Here is a 15,700-nt window from a genome sequence, read left to right on the forward strand (position 1 = left end):
TTAAACAGGTTATACCCGTAGCATGGACGATGCGGCGGGAAAAATCACCGGGACCTTAGGCCAGAAAGGTGGGTGTCCGCAAATCTTTAGCGGAGGGCGGTGCTTTGATTGTGTCTGAGCCTGAAGTGGGTGTCTCACAATTGGGGAGGCGGCGTTTCAGGAAAATAGCAGAGTTTGCACCTGTCTCGATTATTTTAGGCTAATAAGACGTTTTGAAATGATAGTTTTTGTAGGTTCGAGCGTAGAAGAGACGTGATACAGCGTGATATTAAGCACTGACATCTTAGCTGTCTGAATTAATGGCTTCTCAGTAGGTTTCGGATAGGCAAACCACCATCCGGCTGCAGGTATGTATCTTGCAGCTACGGTTTCATCAGGTAAATATCCGCTAATCGAAATCGTTCAGTACTACATCTGGTTTTTTTGAAAGGGAAAGAGTATGTGCGTATTAGTGGTCAGGAGGAAGAGCAATGTTAAATAAGCCAGCTTTAGTTACACTAATCGGTATTAGTCTTGGGCTGCTTGCCATTTTTTTCGCGATGGGGGCCCGCTCTGTCTCAACCGACAGGATGGCCTCGCAACCAGAGAACCAGACTGATACCTCAACAGTTGCGCAGCAACCCGTGCAAGAAGAGAAAAAAAAGCAGGACCGACCAACGCATCCCTTTGACCGGGAATGGCTGGAAGACAAAGCCAAAGCGTTATCCAAACAAGCTTACGAAGAAAAAGAAATTCCTGAAGACAATCCGCTGAGTCAGTTAGATTACGACGACTATAAAAAAATTCAGTTCGAACGCGGCGCAACTATCTGGTCGCGTGAGGAAAGGCAGTTTCGCGTTAATCCCCTGCACCCCGGGTCATTGTACAGGACGCCTGTTAAGTTAAACCTGGTTGTTGGTGGTATATCGCGACGCATTCTATATACCACTGAAATCTTTAATTATGATGAAGGACAGGAAACAGTAAAAAATACCAAAACAGATGGCTACTCCGGGTTCAGTGTGGCTACACCGCTCAATCGTTCCGAAAAGTGGGACGAGTTTCTGGTTTTTCAGGGGGGAACGTATTTCCGGGCCGTCGGCCAGTCAAACTGGTATGGGTTATCTGGCAGAGGTCTGGCGATTAATACCGGTAAGCCCTCCGGCGAGGAGTTCCCTAAATTTACAGAGTTTTGGATAGAGCGCCCGTCTCCTTCTGCCGATCGCCTTGTTGTACATGGCTTATTGGAAAGCCCCTCTGTTACTGGCGCATATACATTTACGGTGCATCCTGGCAAGCACACGAAAATCGCGGTCGAAAGTACGCTGTATCCACGCACAACGATTCCGCATTTTGGGATCGCACCACTGACATCCATGTTTTTATTTAATGCAATGGACAGCGCTGATTTTGATGATTACAGGCCAGCCGTGCACGACTCAGATGGCTTGTTGATGGAAAGGAGCAATGGCGAACGCATATGGCGGGCGCTGGCCAACCCTGAACGGCTACAGGTGTCAGTCTTTCAGGATAAAAATATACGCGGCTTTGGGTTAACACAACGAAGCCGGAAATTTAGTGATTATGAAGATGCCCAGGCGCATTACCATGAACGTCCTGCTGCGTGGGTTAAGCCAGACGGCGACTGGGGAGAAGGTCATGTAGAGTTACTTGAAATTCCGACAAACGCTGAAATTCACGACAACATTGTTGCGTTCTGGCAGCCTACCCAACCCCTGCAAGCCGGTCAATCCTATGTGTTTAATTACGATGTCATGTTTGGAAGTGATGTGCCCGCAATACCAAGCGAAGGTAAAGTGATTAGCAGTGCTGCGGGACTGGCGCAGGGCTCAGAAACACTCAGAGAATTTATCATTGATTATAAGGCCGGGGATGTGCCGGAAAATTTGCAGGTTAACGCCAGTGCCAGCACAGGCCAGATTACGGAAACTGCAACCACTATTCTCCCTGATTCAGGTCATTTACGGGTAATCGTCAAGTTTGCTCCCGGTGATGACAGCTTGTCAGAATTACGCGTGTCGCTTCAACATCAGAAACAGCAATGGGGGGAAACATGGCTTTACCGATGGACTCAGTAGAGCAGAAGCAGGCATCAGTGCCGCCTTCGGCGGCGCTTGAGATGCTGCCACAGGATTTTTCAACACGGCCTGATGCCTCTCATGGCTGGCAAGGGTGGATCCCGTTTATCGCCCGACTGATCACATTCGGGGGAGCGCTGGCATTGACGGCTTTTGCGACCTATCAGATGGTCCTGATTGTTTCTGGCGGTAGTGTAACTGTTTTGCAATGGATTATGGTGGCCTTGTTTTGCATCACCTTTGTCTGGATTGCTCTGGCTGCCTGTGCGGGCTTAGTCGGGTTTCTCTTCTCCGGTAAGTCCCGGCGAGTCGGCGAGGTTGACTTATCGGAGAAAAAAACCGTGCTGTTGATGCCGGTCTACAACGAAGATCCAAAGGAAACATGCGCTGCGCTGTACAGCATGGGCATGGCCCTTTATGAAAAGCAGTTAGGAGAGCAGTTTGAAATTTTCATTATCTCAGACTCAAATGATCCAGATGTGTGGGTTCAGGAAACGGCCGCGGTAGATAAATTAAAAACTGCACTGGCCGGTAAACTGAACGTTTGGTACCGGCGGCGACATGACAATACAGCAAAAAAAGCGGGAAATGTACATGAATTCGTAAGTCGCTGGGGAAGCCGCTACGATTATATGCTGGTGTTGGATGCAGATAGCTTGCTGTCCGCCGAGACGCTGCACACGCTTATGATGGAAATGGCTTCAGATCCAAAAAGCGGTATTATTCAGACCTTGCCGTGCTTGTATCGAGGCGACACCTTATTTGCACGGATCCAGCAATTCGCCGGCGCGGTATACGGTCCCATTGTCGCGCAGGGCATCACAGCATGGCAGGGCAACGATGGTAATTACTGGGGGCATAATGCCATTATCCGCGTGAGCGCCTTTGCTGAGGCGGCCGGTTTACCAAGAATTGGCGGCGTGAAACCGTTTGAAGGAGACATTCTGTCCCATGACTTTGTCGAAGCAGCCCTGATGCGCCGGGCAGGCTGGAATGTACGAATGTTACCTGCGCTTAAAGGATCATGGGAAGAAAGCCCGCCAAGTTTAAGCGATGTGGCTGTGCGCGATCGTCGCTGGGCTCAGGGCAATATCCAGCATCTGGCAGTTTTGAAAGCCAGAGGCCTTCGCTGGCCAAACCGGTTTCATATGCTAACCGGTGTCATGGCCTACATGGCGTCACCCTTCTGGCTGGCCTTGATACTGATCGGAATTGTAATGGCCATTCAAATTCACTACGTGAACGTTGAGTATTTCTCCGAGTCCGTTTCACTTTACCCTAACTGGCCAGTATTCGACTCAGAACGCATGATCCAGTTATTTATCTTTACTATGGCCATTGTGTTATTACCTAAGTGCTTTGGACTTATCCGGGCATTTTTTCATGCGCCGCTCAGGCAACCTCTTGGCATTATCAGGATGACGCTGGGCATGCTGGTCGAGGTTTTCTTCTCTGTATTGTATGCCCCCATTTTTATGCTCATTCATAGTAAACACATACTGGATATCTTCAGAGGACAGGACTCTGGCTGGGCAACACAACAGCGTCAGTCGAGTGGTATCCCGTGGCTACAGCTGTGTAAACAACATGTCTGGCATACTGCAATAGGTATTGGCCTGACAGCACTGGTCTATTTCTATTCGCCCATGCTGCTTGTCTGGCTATCGCCAATTCTGGTGGGATTAATTCTGTCGATCCCCTTATCAGCGCTGAGTGGCAGCAAAACACTGGCGAAAGGGTTGCGGAAAATAGGGATATTGAACATTCCCGAGGAGCAACGTACTTACCCAATTTTTGAGACACGGGAAAAATTCGCAGCGCAACTGAGTCAGACTTTGGCGAGTGTAAGTATACTCAGTATGGGGCAGAACAGTGACTATCAGGATCGACATTTTCAGTTGGTTGAGGCATTGCCCCCGGTGAAAAAAGGCGAGGCGCCAATGCACAGACTGAGTGTGGAGTATAAATTAAACGATGCGCAGAATCGCGAAGAGCTACTTGGCTGGCTGGACAAAAAAGAAAAGCTGGCGTTACTTAATGAAAAACATCTGTTCGATAAGTTCTGCCAGCTAGCAACTTAATGAGCATCAGAGGAAGGGAAAATAACCCTTCCTCTGACGACACATAGCAGGTTTAGTGTTTAGTTGCTCTCGCCTGAATGCACACCTTTCATTGAGCGGCCCGATGGGTCGGCGTTGGTTTTGAAACTCTCATCCCACTCAAGGGCTTCAGCAGTGCTGCAGGCGATTGACTTTCCGCCGGGTACACAGCGCGCGGCGCTCTCCTGAGGGAAATACGCTTCGAAAATGCTGCGGTAGTAGTAACCTTCTTTGGTATCCGGGGTATTGTGTGGAAACCGGAACTCCGCTGTAGAAAGCTGTTGCTCGCTAACCTCTGCATCAACGAAGTCGCGGATAGAGTCAATCCAGGAGTAACCCACACCGTCACCAAACTGCTCTTTCTGGCGCCACAACACTTCTTTGGGTAATGTCATACCGTTATCAAAGGCTTTGCGCAGGATCCACTTTTCTATCCGCCCTTCAGTACACATTTTATCCTCTGGGTTGATGCGCATGGCAACATCCAGAAAACGCTTATCCAGAAACGGCACGCGTGCTTCGACACCCCAGGCGGACGTGGCTTTATTGGCCCGGGCACAGTCAAACATGTGCAGTCGGTCCAGCTTGCGTACGGTTTCTTCATGAAATTCTTTGGCGTTCGGGGCTTTATGGAAATACAGATAGCCCCCGAAAATTTCATCAGCGCCTTCGCCCGATAACACCATTTTAATCCCCATAGCCTTGATTTTACGGGTCATGAGATACATGGGGGTCGCAGCACGAATCGTTGTCGTGTCGTAGGTTTCAAGGTGGAAAATTACGTCACGTATGGCATCCAGGCCTTCCTGGATAGTGAAGTGGATCTCATGATGTACAGTGCCAATCATGTCCGCCACACGTTGAGCTGCTTTCAAATCAGGAGCACCTTCAAGACCAACAGCAAAACTATGTAGTCGTGGCCACCAGGCATCGGATTTGTCTTCATCTTCTACACGTTTGGCCACAAATTTTGCCGCAACAGCAGAGACTAACGAGGAGTCCAGCCCGCCGGACAACAATACGGCATAGGGAACGTCTGACATCATGTGCGACTTCACTGCTTTCTCAAACGCATCGCCCAGTTCTTCCATATCGGTTGGATTGTCCCTGACGGCATCATAGTCCATCCAGTCGCGTTTATAATAACGAGTTAGTTCACCGGTCTTACTCCACAGAAAGTGACCAGGAGGAAACTCACTGATCGTTTTGCATACAGGTGCCAACGCTTTCATTTCTGATGAGACGTAGAAGTTACCATGCTCGTCGTAACCGGTATAAAGCGGCACAATGCCAATATGGTCGCGGGCAATGAGGTAAGCGTCTTCCTTTTCGTCGTACAAGACAAAGGCGAACATGCCTTCAAGCATATCCACGAATTCCAGGCCATATTGCTGATACAGCGGCAAAATGACCTCACAGTCAGAGCGGGTCTTGAAGGGATAGCTGGTGCTCAATCCGCTTGCCAGCGTTTTATGGTTATAAATCTCGCCGTTCACCGCCAACACCTGATCACCACTTTGGCTTATCAGCGGTTGTGCACCGGTATCGACATCTACGATGGCGAGGCGCTCATGACACAAAATAGTGGTGTCATTATTCCAAATCCCTGACCAGTCAGGGCCTCGATGACGAAGCAGTTTAGCCAGATCGAGCGCTTGCGTGCGCAACTCAGACACGTCGGTTTTGATATCAAGGATACCGAAAATACCACACATAGTACGGGTTCTCTTTAGTCACTTGTTGAAAAATACAAAGGCATTTTTTCTGTCGTTTGTCGTAAAGACAGCGGAGAGTTTGTTGTTCTTTTTCTACGGACTCGAATGCGGCCCGCTGTTTATGTTTACCCGCTACACACTGAATGTGCCAGTCTGAAGTAAAAATGCAAGCACAATCTTCATATGTGGACACCCACCACTTGCCGGATTGTCAACTTTCGCCGCAGATCCAGCCTCGCCCCGATTATCTGCGAAGTTTTCCTTATCGTACTGATGTTTATTCAGGCGTATTTCCTTACAAGGCGGGGGAAGCGTTTCTGGTACAGGGATAAAGAGGGCATACATGGTGGAGTCGGATGGGGGGCAGGCTCGCAGTCAGATAGTGGGAGGTGAATGCCCAGTCTTATTTTTCATCGGTGTATGGCACCCAAAAAGTAACGAAGAGAAGGTGGGTGTCCATAGTGGCGGGCACTAAAAGCTGCGAATAAAAGGTGGGTGTCCATAGTTGCGTCGGTGGGTCATCAAGGGAATGGTGGGTGTCCATAGTTGCGTCGGTGGGTCATCAAGGAAAAGGTGGGTGTCCATAGTTGAGTAACAAAAAGCCCGGCACAGTGGCCGGGCTTTCGTTGTCAGTGTCAGGGTTACTGACGCTGAAACTCACTGGATTCAGACCATGCTGGCCATTCATCTGCGTTCGCTACGCCAACACCGACATCGAATAAAAGTTGGGTGTCCTGAGCGATGCCGCTTAAATCCCAGTTCTCGCGATACTGATCGCAGACCTGATGATAACAGCCAGTGACAATCACATTCATACGCTTGCGATATTTTGCTGTTTCCTCATCTGCTGGCGTGCTGCCCCCTTCGGCGTACAAGGCTGGTACGCCCTTCTTGGCGAAGCTAAAGTGATCGGAGCGGTAATAATAGCCAGCCTCCGGCCGATCTTCCTGAGTGAGTGTCCGGCCCTGACGATTTGCAGCGTCTTCAAGGTAGTCTTCAAGTTCTGATTTACCCATGCCGACCACCGCAACATCTTTGGTTTTACCCAGGATATTCATGGCGTCCATGTTGATATTAGCGACCGTTTTCTCCAGCGGAATCACCGGATGATCTGCATAGTACTTCGAGCCAAGTAAGCCCTGTTCTTCGGCGGTCACAATAAGAAATGAGACCGACCGTTTAGGGCGTGGGTTCAGTTCACTAAAGGCCTGTGCCATCACTAAGCTGGCAGCGGTACCTGTAGCATTATCATGGGCCCCGTTATAAATCTGATCACCTTCCAGACTGGTGTCTTTGCCCAGGTGATCCCAGTGTGAGGTGTAAATTACATGCTCATCAGGCAGTTCGGCACCGGGCACGGTTGCTAATACGTTATAGCTTTTAGACTTTTCAAACGTATTATTGACGGTCACTGACGCTTTGATCCCCATAGGCTGGTTGTACGGCCCTTCAAGTGCTTTTGCTTTCTGCTCGTCGAAGTTCATGCCGACATCAGCAAAGACTTTTTTGGCCGCATCCAGGGTCAGCCAGCCTTCCACGGCAACACGGCTCTGCCCTTTATCCGCAGTAACCAATCCGTATTGTGGACCACTCCAGCTATTGGCAACCACAGACCAGCCGTAGGAAGCCGGTGCGGTCTCATGCACAATCAATGCGCCGGCGGCGCCCTGACGACTTGCTTCTTCGTACTTATAGCTCCAGCGACCGTAGTAGGTCATCGTCGTACCCTGGAATTTGCCGCTGTCCGGATTTTCGAAGCCGGGATCATTAACCAGAATTACTACGGTTTTACCCTCTACATCCAGACCTTCATAGTCGTTCCAGCCGTATTCCGGCGCGTTGACCCCGTAGCCGACGAACACCAGTTCAGAGTCAGTCAATGCCACTGTGTCCTGTTCGCGCTTCGATGAAGCGACCATGTCATCTTTATAGGCAAACTCATTGTTACCGATTGCCAGTGTCATGTCGGGACTGGCAGTGATCTCCATCAGCTCAACCTCTTGCAGAAAGCTGTCACCGTTACCTGGCTCCAGGCCCGCTTCCTTGAAGGATTTAACCAGAAAGTCGAGGGTCTTTTCTTCGCCTTCGGTGGTGGGAAGACGGCCTTCGAATTCATCAGAGGCCAGGGTTTTTAACGGACCACGGATGTCTTCGCTGGTTATGCCAGCGTAGACCTGATCGAAATTGTTGACCTCGCTGGCCACTTCCACTTCAGTCGATGGTTTGCTTGTGTCCTGCTGGTCGCTGGCAGGGCTGCAGGCGCTAAGTCCGGCTACTGCCATAAGCACTGAAGGCACGATTATTTTTTTCATTTATTATCCCGGTTTGCTTTACACTAGCGTTTGAGTATAGAGAAAACGCAAGCAGTAACCAATAGGCAGTATGAGTTCAGAACGTACCCAGTGGCAGCCAGACGTAGTCATAGAAGGGGCAGCCCCCCCGGTGTCCGATATTCTTCAGGCTTTCGGGTTACAGGCAGACACAGCCTTTCCTGATGCTTCACGGCTAAATTCACTCGCTTCACAACTTTATGACGGTAATTGGCGCGGCCCCGATTTTATTGATCAGGGCTCGCTTGATCCCGCCGAACGCCGCTATTACGAAGCAATTATTGCGCAGGATAATTGCGTGCCTACCCGTGAACAAAGCTGGCACGACTTATTTAACGCGCTGATATGGCTTAAATTTCCGCGCTCCAAAGGCCTGTTGAACAGGCTTCATATGCACGATATCAATGATGTTGGCGCTCATCCGCGTACGCCGCGGCGCAACCGTGTCACGCATTTCGATGAATGCGGTGTGGTGCTGGCGGTGCCTGCCAGCAAACTGTCACTGGCGAACGCATTGCTGAGCGAATTAGCTGATCACCAGTGGCTTGAGGCGATGTATACGCAGCGCTCACGATGGGAGCAGGTTATTTACCCTGTCGTATTCGGACACGCTAATCTGGAGATGCTGTTATCGCCTTTTATTGGCCTGACCGGAAAGTGGCTGGCAGTGGTGGTCCCCGATGATTATGTGAATAGCAGTGCAGTCACGCAGTATGCAATGCTGGATGCAGCCCTGGAAACGCGCATCGGTCAACTTGGAAATTTCGGGCAGCAACATGTCCTAAAGCCGCTACCCTTGCTAGGTGTACCTGGATGGCATACCGCGCAGACGACGACGTTTTATGGCAATCAGGAATATTTCAGACCGAAACGCCCCTCAACCCCTCAGACGGCGCAGTTACCGCTTACCGAGATAACATAAAAAAGGCATCCGGTGGATGCTCTTAGTTCCCGCGCTTATTCGACAAGTCTGTGGTCTCCCGGTGGGGCCTGACATGCGTAGGTACAAGTCAGGCTTTGCAGTTAAAGGTCACAGACGCTGGCAGGGCGTTATCTTACAGGATAATGGCAAGTAGCCAGATACCAAGAATAACGGCAAGTGGGATAATCGCAATAACGGCCGATTTCTGGTTTGAAAAACGTGTCCACTGACGCACACCTACCATGGTCAGGTAAACCGACCAGATAATGTCCAGGCGTATCGTTTGTAGCAAACCAAACCAGTCTGAGCTCATATCGGCACCAAGAATGAAGGCCAGTGATAAGGGAGCCAGCGTAACCGGGTCGATTTGATAACCGTCTGCGACCAGTAAAAGTACGACCGCAATCAGGCTGTTAACCACAACTGGCATGCCGGTCCACCACGTAAATCCAAACCAGTCTGTGAATCCGTGTACGCAATCTTCATCGTTGCGACTTACCAGGTTCAGGTAAACAGCGATGATGGCATTGATGACCAGCAAACCAACCACGGTCCCAATCAGAGCGAAAGCGGTCATGGCCGTACGGGTCATTCCCTGTCGGTACTGATCCTGCTCGGCTGGGCTGAGTTCACCGTACTGATTACTGATGACCATATCCTGATACCAGCTTATGTCTACTGCATTGAAATACAGATAAGCGGGCAGTGCAGCCATGATGGTGACGATAAAGAATGGAAGCCAGGACCAGTTATCCTTTTCACCGATGGCATGAAAAACACCGTTTGGTTTAAAGAATATATCGTTGCAGGCCTGGAGTGGGTTGGTTACCTGATGCATTTGTTCTCCTTGTTATCAGGGATCCCTGTCAGGAAGCGTAAATCATTGATGGATGATAGAGTACGGTGAAAAGCCCTTGCCGTACAGTATGTGTTTATCATTTAAAGTGTTTCTAAACGTTACATGAGTAACCTTGGCGGACTGCAGCAGTGTGGAAAGTCGGCCTCTGCATGCTGATGGTGTAGCACGACGTGGCTGGCCGGACAATACGTTGGTCCGGCCACGTGCATACAGGTCGGTTATCCCTGCAGGTAGGTAATATCCAGCAAAATTAACACAATTGTGCTGTAAAGTAGTGAAACCGGTAAGCCGATACGGGCAAAATGACTGAACCGGTAGTTTGCGGCATTAAATACCAGCAGGTTGGTCTGGTAGCCAAACGGCGAAATGAAACTGGCACTGGCGGCGAACGCCACGGCCAGGGCAAAAGGCATAAGCGGTGCGCCAATGATTTCAACTAGTCCGTAAGCGAATGGAAACATCAGTGCCGCAGCGGCATTGTTGGTGACAAATTCGGTCAGCAGCACAGTCGCCAGATACACCACAACCAGCGCAATAAACCAGTCGGTACCCGATAGGTACGGCAACAGTAGAGTGGTAGTCAGCGCGATCACACCGGACTGCTCCAGCGCGGTTGCAAGACTCAGTGCGCCAGCAACCACAACAATAAGATTAAGCGGCAGATTGCGTTTAATTTCTGCATTAGAACTTACCCTGAAGGCCACCAGTATTGCTGCAAAAAACAGCAGGCCTACGGCCAGTGAAATAATATTGGCCGCAGCCAGTGCTACTGTTGCCAGAAAGCCGCCCAGAGTTATCCACTCCTGTCGCACCGATAAGGGGCGGGAAATCTTTTGCTCTGACAATACAAAGAAGTTCTTACTGACATTCTGGCGTGCCTGGAAATCAGGCCCGACTGCCAGCAGCAGAAAGTCGCCGGCTTTTAAGCTGATCTCCCCGAGCTTACCAGACAACTGCTCACCATCGCGACGAATGGCGACGACTGCAGCGTCGAAGAGCGCCCGAAACCCCAGCTTTTTAATGGACTGCCCAATGATCTGTGCCCGGTTTGATACCAGCACTTCCGTCAGGTTCTCGCGCATAATGCCGTCGGCTTCGGCAAACGTAGTCAGCCCCTTGATATGGCTCAGACCATCAAGCTTCTCTACGTTGCCTGAGAAAATCAGTTTATCGTGCTCCATGATGATTAAATCGGGTGTCACCGGAGAGATAAGTTGTCCTTCGCGCACGATTTCAAGCAAAAATAACTCCGGCAGATTTCGTAAGTGGTTTTCCTCCACGGTTTTACCAATTAGTTCTGAGCCGGGTTCGACATCCGCTTCCACCATATACTCACGGTACCTGTCCTGCTTGTTTTTAATCTGTGGCAGCAGGGGGGTCAGAAAGTACAGCAATACGCCACAGGCCAGGCCAGCAATTAGCCCGTAAAGGGTAAAATCCCAGAAATTAAACCCTGGGTGTCCATGCTCCTGCAAAAAGCTATCGACGATCAGGTTGGTGGAGGTACCTATCAGTGTCACGGTACCACCAAGGATGGCGGCAAAGGACAGCGGAATAAGCAGCCGTGAGGCGAGGTGGTGCTGGTTTTGCTTTATCGGGCCTATCAGCGCCGCCACAATCGCTGTATTGTTTAGAAGAGCAGAGGAACTAAAGGTCAGAAAAAACATGCGCCAGTACGACGCACTGAAGCTGGCCGTTACCAGCTTACGGCCGAGACGTTTTATAAGTGCGGTTTTGTCGATGGCGCTACTGACCAGCAGCAATAATACCAGCGTAATAAGGCCTTTATTGGTCAGGTTAAGGAGCACTGCCTCAAGTGAAAGTTGCTGAGTAAGCAGCAAACTCAGTACGGCCAGTGCAAAAACAGAAGAAGGGCGCTGACTGGAAAAAACCAGCGCCAGTATGGTGCTAAAGAAGATCCCCAGCACCAGGATCTGGTTAATGTCCATATACGCCCTTTGCGATATTACAGCTTGCTAATATCCACTGCGTTCCAGTGTGGGAAATGCTTACGCACCAACTCATTGAACTCAAGCTCAAATTCTGAGAAGTGCGCGGACGCGTGCTGTGCATCTTTATCCAGCGCATCGATGATCATTCCGGCGCCTACGGTACCATTGGTCAGGCGATCAATGACGATGAACGCGCCGGTTGCCGGATTTTTACGGTACGGGTCGCAGGCAACTTCCTGCGTAAACTTCACATCTACCACGCCAATCTCATTTAAATTCAGGTGCATTGCATCTGTTTCTTTAAGGGTATTGACGTCAATCTGATGGTCGATATGGGCTACCGTGCCGGACGTTGTCTTAGTCGCAAATTTAAAGTTGTACTGCTTGTTGGGCATCAGCGGTTCTTCTGACATCCACACCAGGTGCGTTCTAAACTGCGTTGACAACAACGGCAGATTGTCCGATTTAACGATCATATCGCCGCGCGAGATGTCGATTTCGTCTTCCAGCGTCAGGGTAGTGGCCTGCGGTACAAACGCGCGCTCCTGCTCACCTTCGAAACTGACCACCGCTTTTACTTTGGAGGTCTTGCCAGACGGCAGGGCGGTGACGGCGTCACCGGGGGCAATCTGTCCAGACACTACGGTACCGGCAAAGCCGCGGAAATCAAGGTTTGGACGGTTTACATACTGTACCGGGAAGCGGAAATCATCGTGGTTGGCATCATCGCCAATTTCAATGGTCTCAAGCAACTGCATTAATGGTGTGCCGTCAAACCAGGGCGTATTTTCACTTTTGTTGACGACATTGTCGCCATCCAGTGCAGAAATGGGAACAAACCGAATGTCCGGAATATTCAGTTGCTTGGCAAATTCCAGGTAGTCTTCGCGGATCTCGTTATACACCTCTTCGGAGTAGTCCATCAGATCCATTTTATTGATCGCTACAACCACGTGTTTAATGCCGAGCAATGAGCACAAAAACGAGTGACGCTTGGTCTGAACCTTTACGCCGCCGCGGGCGTCGACCAGGATAATCGCCAGGTCACAGGTTGATGCGCCCGTCACCATGTTGCGCGTATACTGCTCATGCCCCGGGGTATCGGCAATGATAAATTTACGCTTGTCAGTTGAGAAGTAGCGGTAAGCAACGTCAATGGTGATCCCTTGCTCGCGTTCTGACTGAAGACCATCAACCAGCAGCGCTAAATCGACTTTTTCGCCGGTCGTGCCCATTTTCTTGCTGTCTTTGGTGACCGCCGCAAGCTGATCTTCGTAAATCATTTTCGAGTCGTGTAACAATCGACCGATGAGTGTACTTTTACCGTCATCTACGCTGCCGCAAGTTAAAAAGCGCAGCAGATCTTTCTTTTCATGTTGCTCAAGGTAGGACAGGATGTCCTGCTGTAATAAAGTGTTTTCGCTATTCATGCTTATGCGCTCACAAGGAAATATGGGTTTAACACAGATTCTTCCTGGTTGTAGGTCAGCGGCTGGGCATCGGATGCCAGCGGCGCCTGCGGATCCAGTACGGTAACATTTGCACCTGCGGCGAGTGCCACAGCATGCGCAGCGCCCGTGTCCCACTCTGAGGTCGGGCCGAGGCGGGGATAAAGGTGCGCTTGACCTTCAGCAACCAGGCATAATTTTAACGAACTGCCCATGGCAACCAGTTCGGTTTCGCCATCCAGTTCGGCCAGTAACTTTTGAATTTCAGGGCTTTGGTGCGAGCGGCTGCCGACCACTTTCCAGGTGTCGCCTGGCTGATGCTTGCGTGCCTTAATCGGGGTCATTTCGCCCTTACTTTCACTCCAGGCGCCTTCACCAACAATGCCTATGTATGATTTTTCAAGGGCGGGCGCATAGACCACACCCATGACGGGTTTACCGTTATCAATCAGCGCGATATTCACCGTGAACTCGCCATTTTTCTTGATGAACTCTTTGGTGCCATCCAGCGGATCGACCAGCCAGTAGCGCTGCCATTGCTGGCGCTCATTCCAACTGATATCGGCGGATTCTTCAGACAAAATTGGCAGATCTGACAAACTCTTCAGACCTTCAACAATAATGTTATGGGCAGCCAGGTCCGCTTCTGTCAGCGGGCTGGTGTCCTGTTTTTCGTATACCGCAACATCTTTCCTGTAAATATCCATGATGGCGTCGCCGGCGGTTTTGGCGATCTTTAGCACATTTTCAGTCAGTGCATCTTTTAAGGCCATTACACCCATCCTTTCGATTTTAATAGCTCAAACAGACGCTCAGCCGTCGCTTCTGGTGTTTCATCCTGATAGGTCAGGTGAATTTCAGGCGATGCAGGCGCCTCGTACGTTGAGTCAATACCGGTGAAGTCTTTAATTTCACCACTGCGGGCTTTCTTATATAAGCCCTTGGGATCACGTTGCTCACACACGGCCAGCGGTGTATCCACATACACTTCTACAAACTCATTGTCATCAAGCAGCTTCCGGCAATAATCGCGATCGGCCTGAAATGGTGAAATAAATGCGGTGAGCACAATATTACCCGCATCGACAAATAACTTGGCAACCTCGCTGATACGGCGGATGTTTTCAACGCGATCCTTGTCACTAAAGCCTAAGTCGCCACACAGGCCGTGACGAATATTGTCACCGTCCAGCAGGTAGGTATGTTTACCCTGTTCAAACAGCTTTTTTTCCAGCAGGTTTGCGAGGGTCGATTTACCTGAGCCACTCAGGCCAGTCAGCCAGAGTACCCGGGGCGCCTGTTTCAGGCTGTCAGCCCGGGTTTGCTTATTGACCTCATGCTGATGCCACACGACGTTGCTGGTCATTAGAAGTACCCTTCCATTTTCTTTTTCTCCATGGAACCGGCGCTGTCATGGTCAATGACCCGGCCCTGGCGTTCGGACGTTTTGGTCAGCAGCATTTCCTGAATAACATCCGGCAGGGTATTGGCTTCAGACTCAACGGCGCCGGTCAGCGGGTAGCAACCAAGCGTACGGAACCGCACAGAACGCATTTCTGGTTTCTCGCCGTCTTCCAGCGGCATGCGGTCATCATCCACCATAATCAGCACACCATCGCGTTCAACAACGGGGCGTGGTTTGGCCAGGTACAAGGACGGAATATCAATATTTTCTAAGTAGATATATTGCCAGATATCCAGCTCTGTCCAGTTCGACATTGGGAACACACGGATGCTTTCCCCTTTGTTGACCTGCGAGTTATAGATATTCCACAACTCAGGGCGCTGGTTTTTTGGATCCCACCGGTGATTGCTGTCACGGAAAGAGTATACCCGTTCTTTGGCCCGGGATTTTTCTTCGTCGCGCCGGGCTCCGCCGAACGCAGCGTCGAACTTGTATTTGTTGAGGGCCTGTTTCAGCGACGCGGTTTTCATAATGTCCGTGTGCTTGGCACTGCCGTGAGTAAAGGGACCAACGCCTTGCTCTACGCCTTCCTGATTGATGTGAACCAGCAAGTCAAAGCCGTACTTCTCGGCCTGGCGGTCACGAAATTCAATCATTTCCTGGAATTTCCAGGTGGTGTCTACGTGCAGCAGTGGGAACGGAATTTTGCCGGGGGCAAACGCTTTTCGTGCCAGATGCAGAAGCACCGATGAATCCTTGCCAACCGAGTAAAGCATGACCGGATTATCAAATTCAGCGGCAACTTCCCTGAAAATTTGAATGCTTTCAGCTTCTAGCTGTTTAAGGTGTGTCGTCGACGGGATGGTATCAGTCATTTTCGTATCCGATGAAA

General features: G+C 50.4%; 11 protein-coding genes. 3 read left to right on the plus strand and 8 right to left on the minus strand.

The features are described 5' to 3' along the window. The first annotated feature begins 470 nt into the window (after positions 1-470). On the plus strand, positions 471-2,078 hold the full coding sequence (locus IE054_RS01485; protein WP_189403312.1) for an OpgD/OpgG family glucan biosynthesis protein: 1,608 nt from the start codon (positions 471-473) through the stop codon (positions 2,076-2,078). Then, positions 2,054-4,159, plus strand: coding sequence for a glucans biosynthesis glucosyltransferase MdoH (mdoH, locus tag IE054_RS01490; protein ID WP_189403313.1), 2,106 nt, complete (start codon positions 2,054-2,056; stop codon positions 4,157-4,159). Before IE054_RS01485 ends, mdoH begins: the two co-directional genes overlap by 25 nt. Positions 4,160-4,218: 59 nt before the next feature. Here mdoH and asnB read toward each other — a convergent pair whose 3' ends face one another. Both asnB and IE054_RS01500 read right to left on the minus strand, forming a co-directional pair. After that, positions 4,219-5,892, minus strand: a complete 1,674-nt coding sequence (gene asnB / locus IE054_RS01495) for an asparagine synthase B (protein WP_189403314.1) — start codon at positions 5,890-5,892, stop codon at positions 4,219-4,221. 641 nt (positions 5,893-6,533) lie between these two features. Next, positions 6,534-8,204: a M28 family metallopeptidase gene (locus tag IE054_RS01500; RefSeq protein ID WP_189403315.1), complete on the minus strand. Its 1,671-nt coding sequence runs from the start codon at positions 8,202-8,204 to the stop codon at positions 6,534-6,536. Positions 8,205-8,274: 70 nt separating this feature from the next. On the opposite strand from IE054_RS01500, the gene IE054_RS01505 reads away from it, so the two are divergent. After that, the gene (locus IE054_RS01505; protein WP_189403316.1) at positions 8,275-9,144 is read left to right on the plus strand and encodes a DUF3025 domain-containing protein; all 870 of its coding nucleotides are present in this window, start codon (positions 8,275-8,277) and stop codon (positions 9,142-9,144) included. Positions 9,145-9,277: 133 nt separating this feature from the next. Here IE054_RS01505 and IE054_RS01510 read toward each other — a convergent pair whose 3' ends face one another. The 6 genes from IE054_RS01510 to cysD all read right to left on the minus strand — a co-directional run bounded on the left by IE054_RS01510 (position 9,278) and on the right by cysD (position 15,683). After that, on the minus strand, positions 9,278-9,982 hold the full coding sequence (locus IE054_RS01510; RefSeq protein ID WP_189403317.1) for a Yip1 family protein: 705 nt from the start codon (positions 9,980-9,982) through the stop codon (positions 9,278-9,280). Positions 9,983-10,221: 239 nt separating this feature from the next. Continuing rightward, positions 10,222-11,952: an SLC13 family permease gene (locus tag IE054_RS01515; RefSeq protein WP_189403318.1), complete on the minus strand. Its 1,731-nt coding sequence runs from the start codon at positions 11,950-11,952 to the stop codon at positions 10,222-10,224. Between the two features lie 17 nt (positions 11,953-11,969). Next, positions 11,970-13,385, minus strand: coding sequence for a sulfate adenylyltransferase subunit CysN (cysN, locus tag IE054_RS01520; protein WP_189403319.1), 1,416 nt, complete (start codon positions 13,383-13,385; stop codon positions 11,970-11,972). A 2-nt stretch (positions 13,386-13,387) separates the two neighbouring features. Then, on the minus strand, positions 13,388-14,185 hold the full coding sequence (gene cysQ, locus IE054_RS01525) for a 3'(2'),5'-bisphosphate nucleotidase CysQ (RefSeq protein WP_373293795.1): 798 nt from the start codon (positions 14,183-14,185) through the stop codon (positions 13,388-13,390). Further along, a complete protein-coding gene (gene cysC, locus IE054_RS01530) occupies positions 14,176-14,769 on the minus strand; it encodes an adenylyl-sulfate kinase (protein ID WP_189403321.1) in 594 nt (197 codons plus the stop codon). The genes cysQ and cysC overlap by 10 nt, the downstream gene beginning before the upstream one ends. Further along, positions 14,769-15,683, minus strand: a complete 915-nt coding sequence (gene cysD / locus IE054_RS01535) for a sulfate adenylyltransferase subunit CysD (RefSeq protein WP_189403322.1) — start codon at positions 15,681-15,683, stop codon at positions 14,769-14,771. Before cysD ends, cysC begins: the two co-directional genes overlap by 1 nt. Positions 15,684-15,700: the final 17 nt, after the last annotated feature.

It is taken from the genome of Alteromonas halophila (assembly GCF_014651815.1).
GTDB lineage: Bacteria > Pseudomonadota > Gammaproteobacteria > Enterobacterales > Alteromonadaceae > Alteromonas > Alteromonas halophila.

What these genes read in the sequence shown, in the direction of transcription:
- cysC (WP_189403321.1), bottom strand. Translation starts at nt 14,769, where the DNA reads ATGACCAGCAACGTCGTGTGGCATCAGCATGAGGTCAATAAGCAAACC.
- mdoH (WP_189403313.1), top strand. Translation starts at nt 2,054, where the DNA reads ATGGCTTTACCGATGGACTCAGTAGAGCAGAAGCAGGCATCAGTGCCG.
- IE054_RS01510 (WP_189403317.1), bottom strand. Translation starts at nt 9,982, where the DNA reads ATGCATCAGGTAACCAACCCACTCCAGGCCTGCAACGATATATTCTTT.
- IE054_RS01485 (WP_189403312.1), top strand. Translation starts at nt 471, where the DNA reads ATGTTAAATAAGCCAGCTTTAGTTACACTAATCGGTATTAGTCTTGGG.
- cysD (WP_189403322.1), bottom strand. Translation starts at nt 15,683, where the DNA reads ATGACTGATACCATCCCGTCGACGACACACCTTAAACAGCTAGAAGCT.
- IE054_RS01515 (WP_189403318.1), bottom strand. Translation starts at nt 11,952, where the DNA reads ATGGACATTAACCAGATCCTGGTGCTGGGGATCTTCTTTAGCACCATA.
- IE054_RS01505 (WP_189403316.1), top strand. Translation starts at nt 8,275, where the DNA reads ATGAGTTCAGAACGTACCCAGTGGCAGCCAGACGTAGTCATAGAAGGG.
- cysQ (WP_373293795.1), bottom strand. Translation starts at nt 14,185, where the DNA reads ATGGGTGTAATGGCCTTAAAAGATGCACTGACTGAAAATGTGCTAAAG.
- cysN (WP_189403319.1), bottom strand. Translation starts at nt 13,385, where the DNA reads ATGAATAGCGAAAACACTTTATTACAGCAGGACATCCTGTCCTACCTT.
- asnB (WP_189403314.1), bottom strand. Translation starts at nt 5,892, where the DNA reads ATGTGTGGTATTTTCGGTATCCTTGATATCAAAACCGACGTGTCTGAG.
- IE054_RS01500 (WP_189403315.1), bottom strand. Translation starts at nt 8,204, where the DNA reads ATGAAAAAAATAATCGTGCCTTCAGTGCTTATGGCAGTAGCCGGACTT.